Genomic DNA, 19,230 nt, shown 5'->3' on the forward strand with positions numbered 1-19,230 from the left:
ATTGGTGCCGGCGCCGGCGTCCTTCGGACGCAAGCGGCAGGCCAAGTCAGGCCGTGCCGCACAACAAATGCCTTACGGCATGGGAGAAAACCATGAGCCTTTCCTATCGTTGGGTCATTGTCGCGGCCGGCGCGCTGATGTCCTGTGTCGCCATCGGCACGATGTTTTCGCTGGCGATCTTCCTCGAGCCGATGGCGCTCGATACCGGTTGGTCACGCGCCGGCATATCGAGCGCGATGACGCTCAATTTCCTGGTCATGGGCCTTGGCGGCTTCGCCTGGGGCGCGCTGTCGGACCGCTTCGGCGCCCGCATCGTCGTCACGATCGGCGCGGTGCTCCTCGGCCTGGCGTTGGTGCTGGCCAGCCGCGCGGGCTCGCTTATCACCTTCCAGATCACCTTTGGCGTGCTCGTCGGGCTCGCGGCCAGCGCCTTCTTCGCACCGATGATCGCGCTTACAACAGGCTGGTTCGACACCAATCGCGGCCTTGCCGTGTCGCTGGTCTCGGCCGGCATGGGCGTCGCGCCGATGACGATCTCGCCCTTCGCCCGCTGGCTGATCTCGGCCTATGAATGGCGCACCGCCATGTTCGACATCGGCATCATGGCTTGGGTGCTGCTCCTGCCGGCGGTGCTTCTGGTGCGCCAGCCACCGAAGCCTGTCCTAACCGACACTGGCTCCTCGCCGGTTGCCGAGGGCGCCGGCCTGAGCGTCGGCCAAGCGCTGCGCTCGCCGCAATTCATCGTCTTGGGGCTGACCTTCTTCGCCTGCTGCGCGGCGCATTCGGGGCCGATTTTCCACATGGTCAGCTATGCCATGCTGTGCGGCGTGGCGCCCATGGCCGCCGTTTCGATCTACAGCGTCGAGGGCCTTGCCGGGCTAGGCGGCCGCCTGCTCTATGGCGTGCTCGCCGACAGGCTTGGCGTCAAGCCGGTGCTGATCGCCGGCTTGTTGATCCAGGCCGTGGTGATCGCCGCCTATCTCTCGATCAGCCAGCTCGACCAGTTCTACATGCTGGCCGTCGTCTTCGGCGCCACCTATGGCGGCGTCATGCCGCTCTACGCAGTGCTGGCGCGCGAATATTTCGGCCAGCGCATCCTGGGCACCGTGTTCGGCGCCGCCACCATGCTGTCCAGCCTCGGCATGGCGCTCGGCCCGCTCGCCGGCGGCATGGTGTTCGACGCCTACGCCAACTACCATTGGCTGTTCATCGGTTCGGCCCTCATCGGGCTGGGTGCGGCGGGCATCGCCATCGCCTTCCCGCCACTGCCGCGCAGAGCGTTGCAGCCGGCATAGCGGAGCAAACGAAAGGGCCGGCCCATATCTGGACCGGCCCTCGGATCTCTGGAATTCTTGAGCCGTTCGTCGGCGGTCTACCCGAACATCCGCTCGCCCTGCTCGTCGACGAGCTGGATGCCCTTCTTGATCGAGATGTCGACGGCGTCGTCCAACCCGGCGAAGCGATCGGCGCGGATGAATCTGTGTTCCTTCAGGACGCCGTCGACGTCCTTGGAGACGACGCCGCAGGTCTGGTACTGGCCATCGGCCTTGTAGGGCGTGGCGCTGATCGTGAAACCCTTGTGCTCCACCTGCTTGGCCGGTGCGGCGCTCTTTGGCTCGGCCGCTTCATCACCGCCACCGCCGAAAAGACGCTTCAGAAAAGACATCGGGCTTCCTCCAACAGCATTCATCCCGCACCACATAATGTGGCGCAGGATGAATTTCACTATCGCTCCTTGCTCGGACGGGCAAGGGCCGTGCCGGTTGGACCGAAGCCGGGTTATTTGCGCGACAGCGCTTCGAGCGCCGCGGCGGCGTCTTCGAGGATGCTCATCGCCTCGGCCTGCTTGTCCGCCGGCGCATCGACGATGTCGCTCAGCGCGGCGCGCAGCCGGTGGCGCAGCGCACGGAATTCGTCGCGCTTTTCCGAACGGCCGCCTCGGCCGTCGCGCCGATCCTCGCTATCGTCGTTCCAGCCGAACCAGTCGCGCGCCTTGGCCATCTTGCGGCCGAAGCGCTCGAGATGGTCTAGAACGCCGTCGATCATCTCACGGTTGTCGGCAAGATGCGCCTGCCCGGCCTCGGTGATCGAAAACACCTTCTTGTTGCCTTCGCTCGAGGACACGGCATAGCCTGCCTCTTCCAGGAAGGTCAGCGTCGGGTAGACCACGCCCGGGCTCGGGCTGTAGATGCCGCTGGTGCGCTCCTCCAAGGCCTTGATGATGTCATAGCCATGGCGTGGCGCCTCGGCCAGCAGCGACAGCGTGATCAGCTTGAGGTCGCCATCAGCCAGCATGCGCCCGGCGCGGAACATGTCGCCCGGGCCGCCGCGTCCGCCGCCCCTGCCATGGCCGAACGGGCCAAAGCCGCCGCCCCCGCCTCTGCCGCCAAATTTGCCGGCCATGTGCATGAAGACGCGCTCGGCGCGATCGCCAAAATGATTGTGTCCGTGCATTGATTGCTCCTTGAGTTATATCTTACGACATATCTTAGCTAGGCACACGCCAGCGTGGAGTCAAGATATATCTTACGATGTATCGGGCCGGAAGCGAACAGCATCTGTCGGACGCCGATCCGTCGGTCGCGCTCGAACATGCGTTCATCATGATTGGAGTAGCCGGCGCTACCAGCGGCCGTTGCGCCGGTTCCAGGCATAGAGCAGGTCGGCGAAGCGGTCGTAGCCGAAGCGAGCGAGCGGTAGCGTAAGGGCGTTGCCGAGCAGCTTTGCCAGCCAGCCCTCGCCCGGCGTCAGCGCCCACACGGCGATGGCGACATCGGCGCCGACCAGCAGCCTGCCCTGAGCATCGGTCGCGTGCAGCCGGCGGCGGATGTCTTCCAGCGAAGCGCCAAATCCGGCCAAGGCTTCCGGTTCATGATTGATGTCGCGAAATTCGATCCGCCCGGCCTTGATCGCCTCGATCAGCCGCCGCTTCTGCCTGGCAATTCCGGCATCACAGACCGGGCAGCGCGTGTTGTACCAGACGGTCAGCAAGGGCCTGGTTCTGCTGTCGATCACTTCAGGCCCATCACCGTCTTCGGCCTGACGCATTTGTTGTCGCGAAACAGCTCCCACAGCCGCCGATTGGGCAAGCGGCAAAATCCATATTCATTGCCAGCCTTGTCCTTCTTGATCCACCAGGCGCCCGCCGATCTCTCCGCAATGGACCGATGCGGGATTGGACATGCCGACCGGTTTTTGCGGGGCAGTGTGGGCATCAATCGGCATCGACGACCACGCGGCAAAGCTGATAGCCAATATCGAAACTTTCTTCATCGCGATCTCCGCTGGCTGCACTCTATCACGATGGAGCGCACCGTCTTGCCGCAAGGCGCCGTCGAGCCGGCACCTGCTCATCGGCTCCGGAACGTCCCGATTTGCATCATCCAAGCGACGAGATGATCTCGCGGTAAGCAAGCTCCGGGAAAGCCTTCAGGGTCCGTGACTTGACGTTGCCGCCCGCGGCCAGCATCAGCGCGAAACGCGCCAGCACCGCATCGTCGGGCGCTTCGACCACCGCCACCATGTCGAATTCGCCCATGGTCAGGTAGAACGACTTGAACGATCCCCCCATCTCGCCCAGCTGCGTCTTGGCGGCATCGAGGCGCTTGGGGGATTCGCGCACGTTCTTCGCGCCCTGCTCGGTCCAGTTCATCAGCATGATGTAAGTCGTCATGGCACGCCTCCTCCGGGGCCACGGAGCACGGTGCTCAGGCCATGGCGATGTCGACACGGCCTCGACCGGGGCGGGCTTCCCGGGCTGTCGCCCAGAAAAATGCATCCGACACGAAATTATCCTCCCTAAGGGCGCGTGCCGCAATGGCGAGCGCCAAAGAAAAAGGGCGCCACGATGGGCGCCCTTGATCTCTTCGCAATCGGTAGGCCTCAGCTATCCAGGAAGCTTCTCAGCTTGCGCGAGCGGCTCGGGTGCTTGAGCTTGCGCAACGCCTTGGCTTCGATCTGGCGGATACGCTCGCGGGTGACCGAGAACTGCTGGCCGACTTCCTCGAGCGTATGGTCGGTGTTCATGCCGATGCCGAAGCGCATGCGCAGCACGCGCTCCTCGCGCGGCGTCAGCGAGGCCAGAACGCGCGTGGTGGTCTCGCGCAGATTGGCCTGGATCGCCGCGTCGATCGGCAGGATCGCCATCTTGTCCTCGATGAAGTCGCCCAGATGCGAATCCTCCTCGTCGCCAACCGGGGTTTCGAGCGAGATCGGCTCCTTGGCGATCTTCAGCACCTTGCGCACTTTTTCGAGCGGCATTGCGAGCTTCTCGGCCAGTTCCTCCGGCGTCGGCTCGCGGCCGATCTCGTGCAGCATCTGGCGCGAGGTGCGCACGATCTTGTTGATCGTCTCGATCATATGCACCGGAATGCGGATGGTGCGCGCCTGGTCGGCGATCGAACGCGTGATCGCCTGCCTGATCCACCATGTCGCGTAGGTCGAGAACTTGTAGCCGCGGCGATACTCGAATTTGTCGACGGCCTTCATCAGGCCGATATTGCCTTCCTGGATCAGGTCGAGGAACTGCAGGCCGCGATTGGTGTATTTCTTGGCGATGGAGATGACGAGGCGCAGATTGGCCTCGACCATTTCCTTCTTGGCGATAGCCGCTTCGCGCTCGCCCTTCTGCACCTGGTTGACGATCTTGCGGAATTCCAGGATCGAGATGGCCGTTTCCGTGGCCAGATTCTGGATCTCGGCGCGCAGGTCCCTGATCGCGTCCTTCTCGTTCTTGGTGAACTCCTTCCAGCCGCGCGAGGTCAGATTGGCAATTGAGCGCGTCCAGTTCGGGTCGAGCTCGGAGCCCTGATATTCCTTCAGGAACTCCTCGCGGCGCACGCCATAGCTTTCGGCGAGACGCAGAAGCTTGCCCTCGTTCTGCACCAGGCGCTTGTTGATGTCGTAGAGCTGCTCGACGAGCGCCTCGATGCGCGCCGTGTTGAGCGACAGCGACTTCACCGCCTTGATGAGCTGATCCTTCAGCTCCTTCAAGCGGCGGTCCTGACTGGGCGACAGCGTGCCGGCCGCGGCCAGCCGGTTCTCGACCTGCTGATCCTGCAGCTTGCGCAGCTTCTTGTAGGTGTCGGCGATGACGTCGAGCGTTTCCATGACCTGCGGGCGCAGCTCGGCTTCCATTGCCGCCAGCGACAGGCTGGCCTCGTCCTCGTCCTCCTCGTCGTCATCCCCGATGCCGCGCGTGTCAGCGCCGACATTGGTGATGTCGTCTTCATCGTCGCGTCCGCGGCGCGGCTTTTCCTCGACCTTGGGCGCTTCCTCGACGCGCTCCACCACTGGCGCCTGCTTGGCCTCGGGGCCGGCATAGGTGGCTTCGAGGTCGATGATCTCGCGCAGCAGGATCTTGGATTCGTTGAGCTCGTCGCGCCAGATGATGATGGCCTGGAAGGTCAGCGGGCTTTCGCACAGGCCCGCGATCATCGTCTCGCGGCCGGCCTCGATGCGCTTGGCGATGGCGATTTCGCCCTCGCGCGACAACAACTCGACCGAACCCATTTCGCGCAGGTACATGCGGACCGGATCGTCGGTGCGGTCGGTCGGCTCTTTCTTCGTGGTTGTGGCGGCGACGGCGGTGCCGGTCTGCTCGGCCAGTTCGTTGGCGTCTTCCTCGGCATCCGCCGCGGTGTCGCCGGCCTCGGCCTCTTCGCCCTGCTCGTCGTCCTCGACGACGTTGATACCCATGTCGGACAGCATCGCCATCGTGTCCTCGATCTGCTCGGAGGTCACTTCCTCGGAGGGCAGCACCGAATTCAGCTCGTCCATGGTGACATAGCCGCGCTTCTTGGCGGCCTTGATCATCTTCTTGACAGCATCATCGGAAAGGTCGAGCAGAGGGCCATCGGTGGCGCCTTCGCGTTCGGTCTCGACCTCTTCCTTTTCCTTTGTCGCCATAGTCTTTATCTTCTCCTAGCGGCCCGACATCGAGGCCGCGCAAGCTGTCGGACCGGTCAAATCGGCTGGGCTCGCTTTTGCAACGCGCTTCACCGGGCCAATAACTGCATCATCTCTTTGTTGGTGCCCTGTCGTCGCCCAAAACCGGTTTCCATTTTTGGGCGACATGCATTAAGTCCAGATTAACCCTGATATCTGTGGCAGGCTGGCTGCCTGTCCAGTGACCAAGACCTCACATCGCTGCTTTTCCCGTCGACGCGGGTGCGGGTTAACGTTTCGAATCGTCCTGATTCCGCCATTCTGCCGGAAGGTCAAGCGCCTCTCGCATGATTCGCATGAAAAAAGCGAATCAATTACCCGACTTAGCGCGGTCCGGCTCTAGAAGATCCATGACAACGCCGTCTTTCCTGCACTTGCTGGCATGAGCCCGTCCCAACCCTCGGGCCGAAATGAGCTCCGCTTTTCTTCTACTACTGGAGTAGGATCGTTCCCGAAAACCGGGTCCCGCTTTTCGGAACCATGCTTCAGGCCCGACCAACCCTGCCCGACGAAACACCGAAGCCTTCGATCAGCGCTTCCGTCGCTTGTACATCCCGAAATTGCGCTTGAATTTCGATCAGATGGCGGAAATTCTCGTCCGAAGGATCCGCATCCATCGCCGCTTCCGCCTGTTTCAGCTCCTTATGTAAGGTGCGCGCGCTGCGCTGCAAGTGCAGCGCCTGGTTCAGAGCGTCGCGGGCATCCTCGAGCGCTGCCGTCTCCAGCGCCGGCCACTGCCGCGCCCGCCTGATCAGGCCGACGGCACGCTCCCAGATCTCGGCGCAGCCGGCGCGCTCGATCGTCGCCACCACGGCGTGGCGGTCATTGGCCATGTCATGTGCCATCGCGTCGAGGATGGCACCGTGCAGCCGCCTCAGCTCGGGGTTGGCGAGATCAAGGAACTCGACATGGGCGAAATTCTGGTCGATCAGCGCCGGGTGGTTGACCAGTGCGACGATGATCGTCGCTTCGCGCACCGACATGCCTTCGTTGCCGCGCTTGACCAGTGCCGACTGGCCGAGGCTTTCCGTGATGGCGATGCGACCACCGCCGGCTTTAGCGAATTGTCCGCCGGGAGCGGGCGCCTTGCCCTGCCCCGGTTTCCAGTCCGGACGACCTTGCCGCGTTCCGCGCTGAGAACCGAAGAAGCTAAGCACGCGCTCGCGCATCTCCTGCTGGTAGTGATATCGCAGGCTTTCATCACGGATGCGGCTGGTCAGTTCGCGCAGCCGCTTCTCCAGTTCGGCCCGCCGCTCCGGCGTGTCGAAGACGCCGCCCGCCGTCTCGCGCATCCATAACAGATCGGCAAGAGGACGCGCTTCCGCCAGCACGGCGCGGAAGGCATCCGGCCCCTCCGCCTTGACCAGGTCGTCGGGATCCTTGCCTTCCGGCAGCAGCGCGAAACGCGCCGTGCGCCCGGCCTGGACTACGGGCAGCACCATGTCGGCGGCCCGCCATGCGGCCTTCAGCCCGGCCTTGTCGCCGTCGAAGCACAGCACCGGCTCGGCGGCCATACGCCACAACAGTTCGAGCTGGTTTTCGGTAAGCGCCGTGCCGAGTGGCGCGACGACATTCTCGAAGCCGGCCTGCGCCAATGCGATGACATCCATATAGCCTTCGACGGCGATGACCGTGCCGCCCTTGGCCAGCGCTTTTCGCGCGCGGGCGAAATTGTAGAGCACGTTGCCCTTGTGGAAGAGCTCGGTATCGGGCGAGTTCATGTATTTGGCGAGCGCATCCGGCGCCAGCGCTCGCCCACCGAAAGCGATGATCTTGCCACGCGAATCCGGAATCGGGAACATGATGCGGTCGCGGAACCAGTCATAGGAGACCGGAATGTCGTCGCCATGGCGCACCAGCCCACAGGCCTCGATATCAGCCTTCGGCACGCCCTTTGCGGCCAGATGCTCCTTCAGCGCATTGCGGCTGTCGGGCGCATAGCCCAGCCGGAAAGCATGCTGCGTCGCGGGCGTCAGTCCGCGGTCGCGCAGATACGCACGGGCCTTGGCGCCTTCCGCGCCCTGTAGCCGCTCCTGGAAAAAGGCAGTCGCCATTTCCATGACGTCGGTAAGGCTGGCGCGTTCCTTCTCGCGCCGCTCCTCCTGCACGTCGCGAACCGGCATCGGCACGCCGGCCATGTCTGCGATCTTCTCGACCGCCTCGGGAAAGCTCAGTCCGTCAAGTTCGGTCAGGAACTTGAAGTGATCGCCCGAGACCGAGCAGCCGAAACAATGGTAGCGGCCCTTCTTGTCCTCGCAATGGAAGGATGGGCTCTTCTCGCCATGAAACGGGCAGCAGGCCCAATAATCGCCGCGTGACGCATTGGTCTTCTTGCGATCCCAGGCGACGCGCTGGCCGATGACCTGCGAAATCGGCACGCGGTCGCGTATCTCGTCGAGGAAGGCGGGCGGAAAGCGCATCGGGGAACTCGTTTATCCCCCATATAATCATGCCCGCGAAGTCCGGCGACCCCTAATGCTGACGATGCCCGGTTTCCACAGGGCAAAAGGAAAGGCGGCCGTTGCGGGCCGCCCTTCCTCCAGTCTGGCACTATCGGGACTTTACTGCGCGGCGATGGCGCCAAAGATGATGCCGGAGAGGGCGCCGACCAGCACATAGTCATTGCCGACGCGGATCCATTCCTGGCCACGGCCCGGACGATGCAGGCCGTAGCGCCCATAATCGCGGACCGGCTGATGCTGCCGCCAGCCGGAATATTTCTGGCCATTGCGCCAGTTGTTCCGCTTCACGACGACCTTCTTTTGAATGATGCGCTTCTGGATGACCCGCTTCTGGATGACGCGCTTCCTGACATCCCGGTTGGTGGGCTTCTGCCAGTCGACATTGGTATAGTTCGACTGCGGCGCGACCGGCGCATTGAGCGGCGCGGCCTGGCCCGTCAGGGACGTGGCGGCCAGCATCGAGAAAGCAAGACCGGAAAGAACGATGCGTTTCATGAAGGAATCTCCTTGGTTGTCGATGCCGCAGAAATAGCCGTCGAAGAATGAACCGAAACTGAACATGAGCATTACAATTCCGTAATAAATCCGAAGCTTTAGATCGATTGGTTGAACATCTTCGCAAATTCCGGGCGAAGGGCGGGCGGCAACACCGGCCGATCCGCCGCGTCAAGGCGGCGAGGCTCATGCAACCATTTCGGCATCCGTCCATTCTCCGACACGCCCCGTCGCGCGCCGGCAGCCCTTGAAATCGACAAATTTTTATTATCCGGCTAAAATATTCGAGCTATTATCGGCCAACGTCATGATCATGATTCGCACCCCTCCTCTTTCTCCCGACCGCCGCGCTGCCCGTGTCGCCGGCCTTGTCCGTATCGGTGCGCCGCAATGAGCGGCTCCGTGGTTCTCCTGCATCTGGCCGGCGCCGTGGCGCTGATGCTGTTTGCCACGCGCATGGTAAAGACCGGCGTCGAGCGCGCCTATGGCGACGTGCTGCGCCACAAGCTGCGCGCCACCATGCGCAATCCTGTCATGGCGGTGCTGGCCGGCACCGGCCTCGCTATAGCGCTGCAGAGCTCCACCGCCGTCACGCTGCTGGTCGGCTCCTTCGCGGGCTCCGGCATCGTCTCGGGCGCGGCCGGGCAACTGGCCGTGCGCGGAGCCGAGATCGGTTCGGCTCTCGTGGTCAAGCTGCTCACCTTCGATCTCACGCTGCTGGTGCCGCTTTGCCTGATCACCGGCACGGTCATGTTCATGGCCACCGAGCGGCGCGACTGGCGCCAGACCGGTCGCATCCTGGTCGGCATCGGCCTTTTGATCCTGTCGCTGGAAATGATCGGTCAGGCATCCGAGCCGCTGCGCAACAGCCAGTTGATGCCGGTCATCATCAATTACTTCTCCGGCGATTCCATCACCGCCTATCTGCTGGCGGCGCTGATCACCTGGCTGTTCCAATCGAGCATCGCCGCGGTCCTGTTGATGGCGACGCTGGCGGGCCGCGGCCTGATCACGCCCGAACTCGGCGTCGTCCTCATCCTGGGCGTCAATCTCGGTTCGTCGATCATCGCGCCCATGCTGACCCGCTCCTCCGGCCCCGAAGTGCGCGTCGTGCCGATCGGCAACCTCTTGATGCGCGGGCTTGGCTCGCTGGTCATGCTGATCCTGGTCATGATCTTCAGGCCGCATTTCGCGTTCCTTGGCGCGACGGCAGCGGACCAGATCGTCAATGCCCACATCCTGTTCAATGTGCTGATCCTGCTCGCCGGCCTGCCGCTGGCGGGTCTCGTCTACCGCGCCTCGGAGAAGATCGTGGCGCTCGGCACCAAGGCGCCAGCCGCCACGCTCGACGTCGTCGAACTCTCGGCGCTCAACGAAAGCGCGCTCGACGTGCCGAGCCAGGCGCTGGCCAATGCCACCCGCGAGGTGGTGCGGGTCTGCGAGACGGTCGAGATCATGCTCAAGCGCATCATCGAGCTCTACGAGAGCGCCGATGCTGGCAAGATCAAGGCGCTGGCCGCCCTTGACGACCGCGTCGACCGCAAGCACGCGGCGATCAAGCTCTACCTCGCCAAGGTCACCAAGAACCCGCTGACCGAGGACGAGGCGTTGCGCTGCCAGGAACTGATCGGCGCCTGCGTCAAGCTGGAGCAGGTCGGCGACATCATCGTGCGCAACATGCTGGTACATGTGAAGAAGAAGTTCGACCGTGGACTGGAATTCACCGACGAGGGTTGGAGCGAGCTGTGCGCCTTCCACGCTTCGGTGCTCGCCAATGCGCGGCTTGCCTTCAACGTGCTGGTGTCGCGCGATGCCGAGACGGCTCGCCAATTGGTGCTGGAGAAGGAACGGCTGCGCGACGCCGAAAAAGAGACCAGCGCCAGCCATTTCCTGCGGCTGCGCGAAGGCACTGCCAAAAGCGTCGAGACCAGTTCGATCCACCTCGACACCATCCGCGATCTCAAACAGATCAACTCGCTGCTGGCATCGATGGCCTATCCCGTGCTGGAAGAACGCGGCCTCCTCGGCGGATCCAGGTTGAAGGCGAGCTGATCAACGACATCTCTCCCTTCTTTGAGACACCTCATCCCCACCTCGCTTTGCGACGCCACCTCCCAACAAACAAGGGCAGAAGGAAGAGCGCCGCACTCTGCCGAAAAAATTGTATTGCGGCAGAATTGCATGGCGTCGGTCCTTCGGCGGCAAAATTGCCATTGCCGCGTTTCCATCGCTCGGGCTAGGCATATCAGCCAAAGCTTTCGGAGGAGATCGATGGACACCCATTCGCGCAGTTTCGCCAAGGCGCTTTCGTGGCGCGTGACCGGCACCATCGATACGATGATCATCTCGCTGGTGGTGACCGGAAGCGTCAAGCTGGCGGCCGCCATCGGCGTGACAGAAGTCTTCACCAAGTCGCTGCTCTATTATTTTCATGAGCGGGCATGGCTGAAGGTTCCTTATGGACGCAAGACCCCGTTCTGAACCCGGGGTCAAGATTTTGAACCCGGAGATCAAGAAAAGCTAAAGCGGCGACAAAAATTTCTGGATTGCCGGCAGCGCGCATCCGTGGTTTGAGGCCTGCATTCGAGGATTTAATTCCCGCCATGTCGCTTCCGCTCATCGCCCTGTTCATCGCTGCCTTCGCTTTCGGCACCACCGAATTCGTCATCGCCGGCGTGCTGCCGCAGGTGGCGCAAGGGCTTGGCGTTTCGGTTCCGACATCGGGCTATCTCGTCTCCGGCTATGCCTGCGGCATTGCCATCGGCGGTCCGCTTCTGGCACTTGCCACCAAGTCCTTGCCGCGCAAAACCTTGCTGCTCGGCCTCGCGGTCGCCTTCACCATCGGTCAGGCGGCCTGCGCGCTGGCGCCCGACTTCACCTCGATGCTGCTTCTGCGCATTGCCGTCGCAGTCGCGCATGGCGCTTATTTCGGCGTCGCCATGGTGGTTGCGGTCGGGCTGGTGCGCGGGGACCAGCGCGGCATGGCGGTGGCCGTCATCCTGTCGGGCCTCACTGTCTCCAACGTGATCGGCGTGCCAGCGGGCACTGCCATCGGCAACATCTGGGGCTGGCGCGCGACCTTCTGGGTTATGTGCGCATTGGGCGTGGCGGCCACGCTTGCCATGGCAGCCCTTTTGCCGCGCACCGCAGGCTATCAGGCCAAACCCGCCGGCCTCGCCCGCGAGGTCCGCGTGCTTGCCCGCCAGCAGGTCTGGACCTCGCTGATCCTGATGCTGATGCTGATGATCGGCCAGTTCGGCCTGTTCACCTACATCACCCCGACATTGCTTGAGATCACCGGCCTCGACGAGAACCTGGTGCCCTGGGTGCTCTTGCTCAATGGCGTCGGCGCCACGCTTGGCGTCTTCCTCGGCGGCAGGCTAGCCGACTGGAAGCTGATGCCCTCGCTGATCACCATGCTGGCCCTGCAGGCGGTGACGCTTGCGGTGATCTATGCCGTCAGCCCCTATCCCGTGCCGATGATCGTGGCGATCGTCATCTGGGGCGGCCTCAACTTCGCCGTCGGTACGCCGATCCAGACCCGCATCCTGTCCTGGACTGCGGATGCCTCGAACCTGGCCTCCTCGCTGATCCCATCCGGCTTCAATGTCGGTATAGCGCTCGCGGCATCGCTCGGTGCTGCCATGCTCAATGGCGGTTACGGTTATCGCAGCCTGCCGCTGCTTGGCGCTGTGGCGATGCTCGTCGCCGTCGCGGTGGCGCTCGCCTCGCACATCTGGGAGTGGCGCAGCAACGCCACGCCACCGCTGACGGCAGCGGCTGAGTAGATTATCCGCGTCAGGACATCCACCACCGATCATGCCTGATCCGGGCGTCCACCGGCGCAAGCACGACGCGATGAACAGTCATGTCTCGCCCAGCGGCTGCGCAGCTCCAACGCATTACAGATCGATGCGGAACCGCAGGCTCTCCGCTCCGCCATAGGCGGCATCTTCGAGGAAACGTTCGACCAGTCTGCCGCCGTTGGCCAGGATCACTTTGTGCGAGGCCGGATTGCCAGGTTTTGCGGTGATGTCGACATGAGCCAGGCCGACCGCCCTCGCCTCATCCAGCATAAGCCGCAGCGCTTCCGTCGCGTAGCCGCGTCGCTGTTTCCACGGCACCACGGCGTAGCCGATATGGCCAAGCACGTGCGGCGGCAGCGCCGACGTGCCCTTCTGCCAGCGCAGGCCGATCGAGCCTGACGTCTCGCCGTCCCACATCCAGCGCCTGAAGCCCGGCAGGCGCGGGACCTGTCTGCCGTCAGGCAAGGTGATCGGCGGCCCCTTGGCCTCGGGATCATCGAGGCTGGCCAGGAACGCCGCCGGATCCTCCTCGATTGCGGCAAGCTGCTCGCGAGCTGCCTCCATGAGCCGTACATTGTCGGGCGACCAGCCGCGCTCGAGCGCAGCCTTGTAGGACGCCAGATGCTTGAGCCCGGGCTTGATGATTTCGATCATGATCCATGCTTCCTTGCAAGCAAGCAGGCATAGCGATGGCCACTGGAACGCTCAAGCGGGCTGGAACCGGATCGCGCCCCTGTTGAGGAAACATGCCTTGCTGAACAGCGACAGATCCAACGGGTTCGGCAGCCGAACGTCATTCAGATCGGGAAGCGGCTTCGTCGACGGATCGTAGGAGCGGTCGATCTGCGAGATGAAGACCAGGATCACGCCCGTGTCACGCGCAAAAGCTTTCAGCGTGCGGACCTGATCCATCAGCTCCGGATTGTCCCGTTTCTGGTCGAGCAGTTGCAGATAGTCGATGACGGCGAGCGTCCCGCGCGCCGCCGATCCCAACACCTCGACGATGTAGTCGGCGCTGATGCCATCGGAAGTGTCGAACGCGAACAATCGGTCGAACTGGGCGGGGTCCGCCCCGATGGCGCGAAACCGGTCCAGCACATCGCGATGTGTGTATTCCAACGAGAAGAACACGCTGCGATGGCCACGCTTCATGGCTTCGACCGCGAGCTCGAGGCTCATCAGCGTCTTGCCGTGGCCTGGTCGCGCACCGACCAGAACCAGGTCGCCGGGCATCAGCCGCGAGAACAGCCTGCCGGCGGCCGTCGTCTCGGCTGCCTTGGCCGCAAGCAGACTCCAACTCGCAAAACCTTCGCGGGCTGCAACACGGTCAAGCGCCTGATGGAGCGGAATCTTCTCCTTGCGGGACAACAGCCTGGCTTGACGCTTCAGATGGTAAATGGGCGCAATCATCGCAAACCTCCTGGTGCGAGCAGTCTTCGCAACCCCTCCTTATGCCTGGTGCTCGAACAGTCGGTTCGATGATCGGATTGCCCCGCATGAATGATGCTTTCCCGACGGAGGGAGGAGGCGTGGGCGCGCCGGAATCAGACAATACCCCAATGCTGACGGGTCGAAAACGCGCATACGTGCCGGGAATGCTGAACAAGATGTGTTTCGCCGGCCGGCATAAGCCGATTTATGATCGTGCCGGGGGTGATTCACCGCCAAAACACAAACGCTTCGACAGGAGAACGGGTCTGGTGCGGTTGAGATCTATCCCGCTGGGTGTCGTCGCCAGCCTCTTCCTCGTTGTCGTCGCTTTGACGGCACGGTCCTTTGCCGCGCCCTCGGCCATTCCGGCCTGGCTGCAGGCCCATGTCGGCGAAGGTGATGGCCAGATCTCAGCTGTGGTCCTGGAGCGGGCCCGAGCGCTTTACCTGAAGAAAGTCGGCGCAGGAGCCGTTAACAATCCCTGCTACTTCGCCATGGATGCGACGCGCCCTAGCGATCTGGGCAACAACAAACTGGGTCACCGTTATTACATCATCTGCGAGGCCAGCCAGGCGTTTCGCGCCGTTTCGGCGGGCCACGGCAGCGGCCGGAATCTGAAGGGCGTCGCAGATTTCGCCAATGGCAAGCGCTGCGCGAAGAACTTCGGCAATGCGCTGGATTCGTCACTGACCGCCGGCGGCGCCTATATGACCGGCGAGGCGAAAACCTCGTTCAAGGGCTATTATCGCACCGCAGCGAAGCAGGACGTGGCTTTCATGCGTACCTTCGTGCAGTTCGATGGCGAGGGCGAGGCCGCGAACGCCAGGCAGCGCGTGATCGGCGGGCATCCGGCGGAAGTGCTGAAGGGAATGTGTCTTCGCAAAGACCCGGCCAGCTCGCATGCCGACCATGACGGCTACGTGCCGTTCGGCAAACTGGTGGATTATGCCGGCGGCCGCAGCAATGGCTGCACCAGTTGGTCGGCGGCGGATGCGCAGCAGATCATCCCGATGGTGAAGGACAATCCGACTACGCTCTACATCTACCCTGAATCGCGCGACATCGCCGCCGTTGCGCAAATCGTGGCGGCGGGCCGTTCGCTGTCGGACGCTGGCCCCTATTGGAACGCATCCTGCCTGAAGGAAATCGGCACGCCGAAATTCTGGCCGCGAAAGACGCTCGAGCCGATCATTGCCCAATACAGGAAGGACCACCCGGCACCGCCGCCGCAGCCGGTGCCGATCTGCAAGGAGCCGTGAGGTCCGTCCCGGCTCCGGGGATGCGGGGTCTACGGGATCGCATCCCTCAGCGCAGAAAATCGAACACCGCCTGCATGAAACCGGATGGATATTCGACATTCGACAGGTGAACCGCCGGCAGGACGACCAGTTTCGCGCCGGGCACCGCCGCGGCGATCAGTTCGCTGTGGCTGGCCGCCGTCACCGTGTCGTGCTCGCCGGCGATCACCAGCGTCGGCCGCGAGATCAGCGCCACGGTGCGGCGAAGGTCGGCGTCGCGCACCGCCGCAAAGAGGCCCGCCAGGCCTTGCCGGTCGATGGCGAGCAGCATGGCGCGAAATTCCTCGATGACGGGCTCGTTGGCCGCCACCATTTTTGCCGGGAACCAATTGTTGAGGAACGTTTCGGCGGTTTCGGCCATGTCGGGCGCCTGCCGGACGGCGGCAATGCGCTCGTCGAAATAGCTTGCCGGTCCGAGATGCGATGAGGTGTTGCTCAGGATCAGCCGGTCGATCCGCTCCGGCGCGTGGATGCCGAGCCATTGCCCGACGAAGCCGCCCAGCGACAGGCCGAGGAAATGCACGCGGCCAAGGCCGAGCGCGTCGAGCAGCTCGATCACGTCGCCGCCGAGCCGATCGAGCGAATAGGCGCCGGCCGGCACGCTCGATCCGCCATGGCCGCGAAAATCATAGCGCAGAAGATGGAAATGCCTGGACAGCTCGCCGACCTGTCCATCCCACATATGCAGCGTGGTGCCGATGGAGTTCGACAGCATCAGCACCGGGTTTGCCGCATCGCCGTCGAAGCGGTAGGCGATGCGCGTGCCATCGCCAACAGTTACGAAATTCAGCTCATTCATGATGAAAGATCCTTCTGGAAGGGTTGAATGAGACAGAGCGTAGCCATGTCGTTGTTTTGTTGATATTACAAAGTCAGGACAATCTCTGTAATCAAAGCTGACATGGCTGACTTCACCTTGCACGACCTGCAGTGCTTCGACGCCGTGATCCGCACCGGCGGCTTTCAGCCGGCGGCGGCCCTGTTGCATCGTTCACACCCGGCTGTATTCGCCGCTGTCGCCAAGCTGGAACGGCAGCTCGACCTCGTTCTCCTGGACCGCAGCGGCTATCGCGTGCGCCCGACCGAGGCCGGGCTGTCGTTCCACCGCCGGGCGCAATCGCTGCTGCGCGAACTGGAAGGCCTGCGCGTGCATGCCGCCCAGCTCTCGATGGGCGAAGAAAGCGAAATCCATGTGGTGATCGGCGACCTCTGCCCACGACCGCAGGTGCTGGGCCTGCTCGGGCGGTTCTTCGCGCAATGTCCCGGCACGCGTCTGCACCTGCACTTCGAGGCCGTCGGCGGCCCTTGGGAGCGTCTTTTCGACGACGAGGCCGATCTGGTCCTGCACTGGATCGACAAGGGCGATGCGCGGGTGGAATGGATCGACTTGTGCAAGGTGCCGTTCATTCCCGTGGTGGCACCGGGCTTTCTGCCGGAGCGCATCGAGCCGCCGATCACACCCGACCAGATGCAGGCGCTCACCCAATGCGTGATGCGCGACACTGCCCGCCATTCACCGCAACAAGATTACTTCATGGTCGAAGGCGCGCCGCAATGCCTGGTCGCCGACCAGGGCATGAAGAAGGAGATCATCCTGCAGGGCCTCGGCTGGGGCCACCTGCCACGCTTCCTGATCGATGAGGAGCTGCGTGATGGACGCCTGCGGTCCATCGCCGGCCCTCATATGCCGGGCCGCACCGACGAACTGGTGGTGGCGCGCCGCCGCGACCGTCCCCACGGGCCGGTCGCCAACCGTTTGTGGGATCATATCCAGCAGGAGGCGCCGGCATTGCGCCACGCGTTGGAGCCCCAGAAGGTTGTTCCATAGGGCAGGCAAGCACCGACGGTCGCGCCGGCTACTGCAGCAGTCCCTTGACGATGCCGCTTGCCTTGCCGAAATCCATCTGGCCGGCATATTTCTGCTTAAGCGCCGCGATCACCTTGCCCATGTCTTTCTGGCTGGCGGCACCGGTCGCCGCGATCGCCTCGCGCGCCGCGGCGGTGATGGCGGCATCGTCGAGCTGCGTCGGCAGGAAATCGCGGATGATCTCCATCTCGCCGCGCTCCTGCGCGGCCAGTTCCGGACGCTTGCCGTCTTCGAAGGCCTTGGCCGATTCTTCGCGCTGCTTCACCATCTTGGCCAGGATCTGCAGGATCTCCTCGTCGCTGGCCGGTTCCTTGCCGGCACCGCGATTGGCGATATCGCGATCGTGGATGGCGGCCTGGATCAGCCGCAATGTCGGCAGCCGCTGCTTGTCCTGCGCCTTCATCGCGCTCTTCAGGGATTCGGCGATTTTTGCGCGCATCGTGCTCTCTCCTTCGGTCGGCGCGGACAATAGCGCCGGCTGCAGACCAACGCAAACCCTGATATGTCGAGGCAAGCCTATGATATTGCTCAATGAAATAAATCGCAGCAGCATTTCCCATCATCATTGACCGACCTGCCCCCTTCCCCTATGTACTGGGCCTTGCATGAACTGAAGCTTGAGTGCGTGGAGGCCGCGAATTCGCCGCTCCGCGCCGTTTGCCGCGCAAATGGTCCGCCGGGCCAGTTTGAAGCGCGCGGCCTGATAGGAGTGCCGCCATGGCCGAGATGACGCCCGCCTGGGCCACGCAAAAGCCGACCGCCCTGCTGGTGCTGGCCGACGGCACCGTCATTGAGGGTCGCGGTCTCGGCGCAACGGGTTCGGCGGTCGCCGAGGTCTGCTTCAACACCGCGCTTACCGGCTATCAGGAGATCCTCACCGATCCGTCCTATGCCGGCCAGATCGTCACCTTCACCTTCCCGCATGTCGGCAATATCGGCACCAACGGCGAAGACGTCGAGGACCTCAATCCGGCTGCTCGCGCCGGTGCCGTCGGCGCCGTGTTCAAGGCCGATGTCACCAATCCCTCCAACTACCGCGCTGCCGGCCATCTCGATCAATGGCTGAAGAAGCGCGGCATCGTCGCCCTCTCGGGCATCGACACCCGCGCGTTGACCGCGTTGATCCGCGAAAAGGGCATGCCCAACGCCGTTATCGCGCATGCGACCGACGGCGTCTTCGATCTCGACGACCTGAAACGCCGCGCCGCCGCGTGGTCCGGCCTGATCGGCCTCGACCTCGCCAAGGAGGTCACGTCAGGCCAGTCCTCGGTGTGGCGCGAGACGCCTTGGGTGTGGGACGAGGGCTTTGGCGAACAGGACGAGCCCTCCATGCATGTCGTCGCCATCGACTATGGCGTCAAGCGCAACATCCTGCGCCTGCTTGCGGGGCTTGGTGCCAAGGTGACCGTGGTTCCGGCCAAGACCGGCGCCGAGGAAATCCTCGCCATGCAGCCGGACGGCATCTTCCTGTCCAACGGCCCCGGCGACCCTGAAGCCACCGGCGCCTACGCCGTGCCGGTCATCCAGGACCTGCTCAGGACCGAGATTCCGGTGTTCGGCATCTGCCTCGGCCACCAGATGCTGGCGCTGGCGCTGGGCGGCAAGACCGCCAAGATGCATCAGGGCCATCACGGCGCCAACCATCCGGTCAAGGACCACACTACAGGCAAGGTCGAGATCGTCTCGATGAACCACGGCTTTGCCGTCGACGCCGACTCGCTGCCGTCAGGCGTCGAGGAAACCCATGTCTCGCTGTTCGACGGCTCGAATTGCGGCATCGCGCTGACAGGCCGGCCGGTATTCTCGGTCCAGCACCACCCCGAGGCCTCGCCCGGCCCGCAGGATTCGCATTATCTGTTCCGCCGCTTCGTCAACCTGATCCGCGAAAAGCGCGGCGAGGAACTGCTGGCCGAACGGGCTTAGTT

Annotated in this window: 19 protein-coding genes; 7 read left to right on the plus strand and 12 right to left on the minus strand. The window is 63.4% G+C overall.

The window, feature by feature from the left end:
- Positions 1-92: 92 nt before the first annotated feature.
- Positions 93-1,295: an MFS transporter gene (locus FJ951_RS19200; RefSeq protein WP_140516737.1), complete on the plus strand. Its 1,203-nt coding sequence runs from the start codon at positions 93-95 to the stop codon at positions 1,293-1,295.
- 77 nt (positions 1,296-1,372) lie between these two features.
- Here the strand turns inward: FJ951_RS19200 and FJ951_RS19205 are convergent, their stop codons facing one another.
- From FJ951_RS19205 to FJ951_RS19240, 8 genes are all read right to left on the minus strand, one after another.
- The gene (locus tag FJ951_RS19205; RefSeq protein WP_140495907.1) at positions 1,373-1,666 is read right to left on the minus strand and encodes an HlyU family transcriptional regulator; all 294 of its coding nucleotides are present in this window, start codon (positions 1,664-1,666) and stop codon (positions 1,373-1,375) included.
- A 113-nt stretch (positions 1,667-1,779) separates the two neighbouring features.
- The gene (locus FJ951_RS19210) at positions 1,780-2,454 is read right to left on the minus strand and encodes a PadR family transcriptional regulator (RefSeq protein WP_140516739.1); all 675 of its coding nucleotides are present in this window, start codon (positions 2,452-2,454) and stop codon (positions 1,780-1,782) included.
- A gap of 168 nt (positions 2,455-2,622) precedes the next feature.
- Positions 2,623-2,991, minus strand: a complete 369-nt coding sequence (locus FJ951_RS19215; RefSeq protein ID WP_140496404.1) for a DCC1-like thiol-disulfide oxidoreductase family protein — start codon at positions 2,989-2,991, stop codon at positions 2,623-2,625.
- A 114-nt stretch (positions 2,992-3,105) separates the two neighbouring features.
- The gene (locus FJ951_RS28860; RefSeq protein WP_246671753.1) at positions 3,106-3,273 is read right to left on the minus strand and encodes a hypothetical protein; all 168 of its coding nucleotides are present in this window, start codon (positions 3,271-3,273) and stop codon (positions 3,106-3,108) included.
- Positions 3,274-3,379: 106 nt separating this feature from the next.
- Entirely contained in the window at positions 3,380-3,673 is a 294-nt protein-coding gene (locus tag FJ951_RS19225) for a GYD domain-containing protein (RefSeq protein ID WP_140495910.1), read from the minus strand.
- A 209-nt stretch (positions 3,674-3,882) separates the two neighbouring features.
- Positions 3,883-5,907, minus strand: a complete 2,025-nt coding sequence (gene rpoD / locus FJ951_RS19230; RefSeq protein WP_140495911.1) for an RNA polymerase sigma factor RpoD — start codon at positions 5,905-5,907, stop codon at positions 3,883-3,885.
- 524 nt (positions 5,908-6,431) lie between these two features.
- Entirely contained in the window at positions 6,432-8,366 is a 1,935-nt protein-coding gene (dnaG, locus tag FJ951_RS19235; RefSeq protein ID WP_140516741.1) for a DNA primase, read from the minus strand.
- 141 nt (positions 8,367-8,507) lie between these two features.
- The gene (locus tag FJ951_RS19240; RefSeq protein ID WP_140495913.1) at positions 8,508-8,903 is read right to left on the minus strand and encodes an RcnB family protein; all 396 of its coding nucleotides are present in this window, start codon (positions 8,901-8,903) and stop codon (positions 8,508-8,510) included.
- A gap of 390 nt (positions 8,904-9,293) precedes the next feature.
- Here FJ951_RS19240 and FJ951_RS19245 point away from each other — a divergent pair, with 390 nt between their 5' ends.
- The 3 genes from FJ951_RS19245 to FJ951_RS19255 all read left to right on the plus strand — a co-directional run bounded on the left by FJ951_RS19245 (position 9,294) and on the right by FJ951_RS19255 (position 12,691).
- A complete protein-coding gene (locus FJ951_RS19245; protein WP_140516743.1) occupies positions 9,294-10,955 on the plus strand; it encodes a Na/Pi cotransporter family protein in 1,662 nt (553 codons plus the stop codon).
- 219 nt (positions 10,956-11,174) lie between these two features.
- Complete coding sequence (locus FJ951_RS19250; RefSeq protein WP_140495915.1) at positions 11,175-11,384, plus strand: DUF2061 domain-containing protein; 210 nt, start codon at positions 11,175-11,177, stop codon at positions 11,382-11,384.
- A 122-nt stretch (positions 11,385-11,506) separates the two neighbouring features.
- Positions 11,507-12,691 (plus strand): MFS transporter, encoded by a 1,185-nt coding sequence (locus FJ951_RS19255; protein WP_140516745.1) that lies wholly within the window; start codon positions 11,507-11,509, stop codon positions 12,689-12,691.
- Positions 12,692-12,805: 114 nt separating this feature from the next.
- Here the strand turns inward: FJ951_RS19255 and FJ951_RS19260 are convergent, their stop codons facing one another.
- Together FJ951_RS19260 and FJ951_RS19265 are read right to left on the minus strand one after the other, a co-directional pair.
- The gene (locus FJ951_RS19260) at positions 12,806-13,363 is read right to left on the minus strand and encodes a GNAT family N-acetyltransferase (protein ID WP_140495917.1); all 558 of its coding nucleotides are present in this window, start codon (positions 13,361-13,363) and stop codon (positions 12,806-12,808) included.
- Positions 13,364-13,414: 51 nt separating this feature from the next.
- Positions 13,415-14,119, minus strand: coding sequence for a DNA helicase (locus FJ951_RS19265; protein WP_140516747.1), 705 nt, complete (start codon positions 14,117-14,119; stop codon positions 13,415-13,417).
- Between the two features lie 290 nt (positions 14,120-14,409).
- On the opposite strand from FJ951_RS19265, the gene FJ951_RS19270 reads away from it, so the two are divergent.
- Positions 14,410-15,399, plus strand: coding sequence for a hypothetical protein (locus FJ951_RS19270; RefSeq protein ID WP_140516982.1), 990 nt, complete (start codon positions 14,410-14,412; stop codon positions 15,397-15,399).
- A gap of 46 nt (positions 15,400-15,445) precedes the next feature.
- Here FJ951_RS19270 and pcaD read toward each other — a convergent pair whose 3' ends face one another.
- Positions 15,446-16,237: a 3-oxoadipate enol-lactonase gene (gene pcaD / locus FJ951_RS19275; RefSeq protein ID WP_140516749.1), complete on the minus strand. Its 792-nt coding sequence runs from the start codon at positions 16,235-16,237 to the stop codon at positions 15,446-15,448.
- A 102-nt stretch (positions 16,238-16,339) separates the two neighbouring features.
- On the opposite strand from pcaD, the gene FJ951_RS19280 reads away from it, so the two are divergent.
- Positions 16,340-17,266, plus strand: coding sequence for a LysR family transcriptional regulator (locus FJ951_RS19280; RefSeq protein WP_140495921.1), 927 nt, complete (start codon positions 16,340-16,342; stop codon positions 17,264-17,266).
- Between the two features lie 28 nt (positions 17,267-17,294).
- Here the strand turns inward: FJ951_RS19280 and FJ951_RS19285 are convergent, their stop codons facing one another.
- Positions 17,295-17,744 (minus strand): GatB/YqeY domain-containing protein, encoded by a 450-nt coding sequence (locus tag FJ951_RS19285; protein ID WP_140516751.1) that lies wholly within the window; start codon positions 17,742-17,744, stop codon positions 17,295-17,297.
- A 278-nt stretch (positions 17,745-18,022) separates the two neighbouring features.
- On the opposite strand from FJ951_RS19285, the gene carA reads away from it, so the two are divergent.
- Complete coding sequence (gene carA / locus FJ951_RS19290; RefSeq protein WP_140516753.1) at positions 18,023-19,228, plus strand: glutamine-hydrolyzing carbamoyl-phosphate synthase small subunit; 1,206 nt, start codon at positions 18,023-18,025, stop codon at positions 19,226-19,228.
- Positions 19,229-19,230: the final 2 nt, after the last annotated feature.

This window comes from Mesorhizobium sp. B2-2-3, assembly GCF_006442405.1.
Taxonomy (GTDB): domain Bacteria; phylum Pseudomonadota; class Alphaproteobacteria; order Rhizobiales; family Rhizobiaceae; genus Mesorhizobium.

Excerpts from the sequence above, each read along its gene's own strand:
- FJ951_RS19200 (WP_140516737.1), top strand. The coding sequence starts at position 93 with ATGAGCCTTTCCTATCGTTGGGTCATTGTCGCGGCCGGCGCGCTGATG.
- FJ951_RS19205 (WP_140495907.1), bottom strand. The coding sequence starts at position 1,666 with ATGTCTTTTCTGAAGCGTCTTTTCGGCGGTGGCGGTGATGAAGCGGCC.
- FJ951_RS19210 (WP_140516739.1), bottom strand. The coding sequence starts at position 2,454 with ATGCACGGACACAATCATTTTGGCGATCGCGCCGAGCGCGTCTTCATG.
- FJ951_RS28860 (WP_246671753.1), bottom strand. The coding sequence starts at position 3,273 with ATGAAGAAAGTTTCGATATTGGCTATCAGCTTTGCCGCGTGGTCGTCG.
- FJ951_RS19225 (WP_140495910.1), bottom strand. The coding sequence starts at position 3,673 with ATGACGACTTACATCATGCTGATGAACTGGACCGAGCAGGGCGCGAAG.
- rpoD (WP_140495911.1), bottom strand. The coding sequence starts at position 5,907 with ATGGCGACAAAGGAAAAGGAAGAGGTCGAGACCGAACGCGAAGGCGCC.
- dnaG (WP_140516741.1), bottom strand. The coding sequence starts at position 8,366 with ATGCGCTTTCCGCCCGCCTTCCTCGACGAGATACGCGACCGCGTGCCG.
- FJ951_RS19240 (WP_140495913.1), bottom strand. The coding sequence starts at position 8,903 with ATGAAACGCATCGTTCTTTCCGGTCTTGCTTTCTCGATGCTGGCCGCC.
- FJ951_RS19245 (WP_140516743.1), top strand. The coding sequence starts at position 9,294 with ATGAGCGGCTCCGTGGTTCTCCTGCATCTGGCCGGCGCCGTGGCGCTG.
- FJ951_RS19250 (WP_140495915.1), top strand. The coding sequence starts at position 11,175 with ATGGACACCCATTCGCGCAGTTTCGCCAAGGCGCTTTCGTGGCGCGTG.
- FJ951_RS19255 (WP_140516745.1), top strand. The coding sequence starts at position 11,507 with ATGTCGCTTCCGCTCATCGCCCTGTTCATCGCTGCCTTCGCTTTCGGC.
- FJ951_RS19260 (WP_140495917.1), bottom strand. The coding sequence starts at position 13,363 with ATGATCGAAATCATCAAGCCCGGGCTCAAGCATCTGGCGTCCTACAAG.
- FJ951_RS19265 (WP_140516747.1), bottom strand. The coding sequence starts at position 14,119 with ATGATTGCGCCCATTTACCATCTGAAGCGTCAAGCCAGGCTGTTGTCC.
- pcaD (WP_140516749.1), bottom strand. The coding sequence starts at position 16,237 with ATGAATGAGCTGAATTTCGTAACTGTTGGCGATGGCACGCGCATCGCC.
- FJ951_RS19280 (WP_140495921.1), top strand. The coding sequence starts at position 16,340 with ATGGCTGACTTCACCTTGCACGACCTGCAGTGCTTCGACGCCGTGATC.
- FJ951_RS19285 (WP_140516751.1), bottom strand. The coding sequence starts at position 17,744 with ATGCGCGCAAAAATCGCCGAATCCCTGAAGAGCGCGATGAAGGCGCAG.
- carA (WP_140516753.1), top strand. The coding sequence starts at position 18,023 with ATGGCCGAGATGACGCCCGCCTGGGCCACGCAAAAGCCGACCGCCCTG.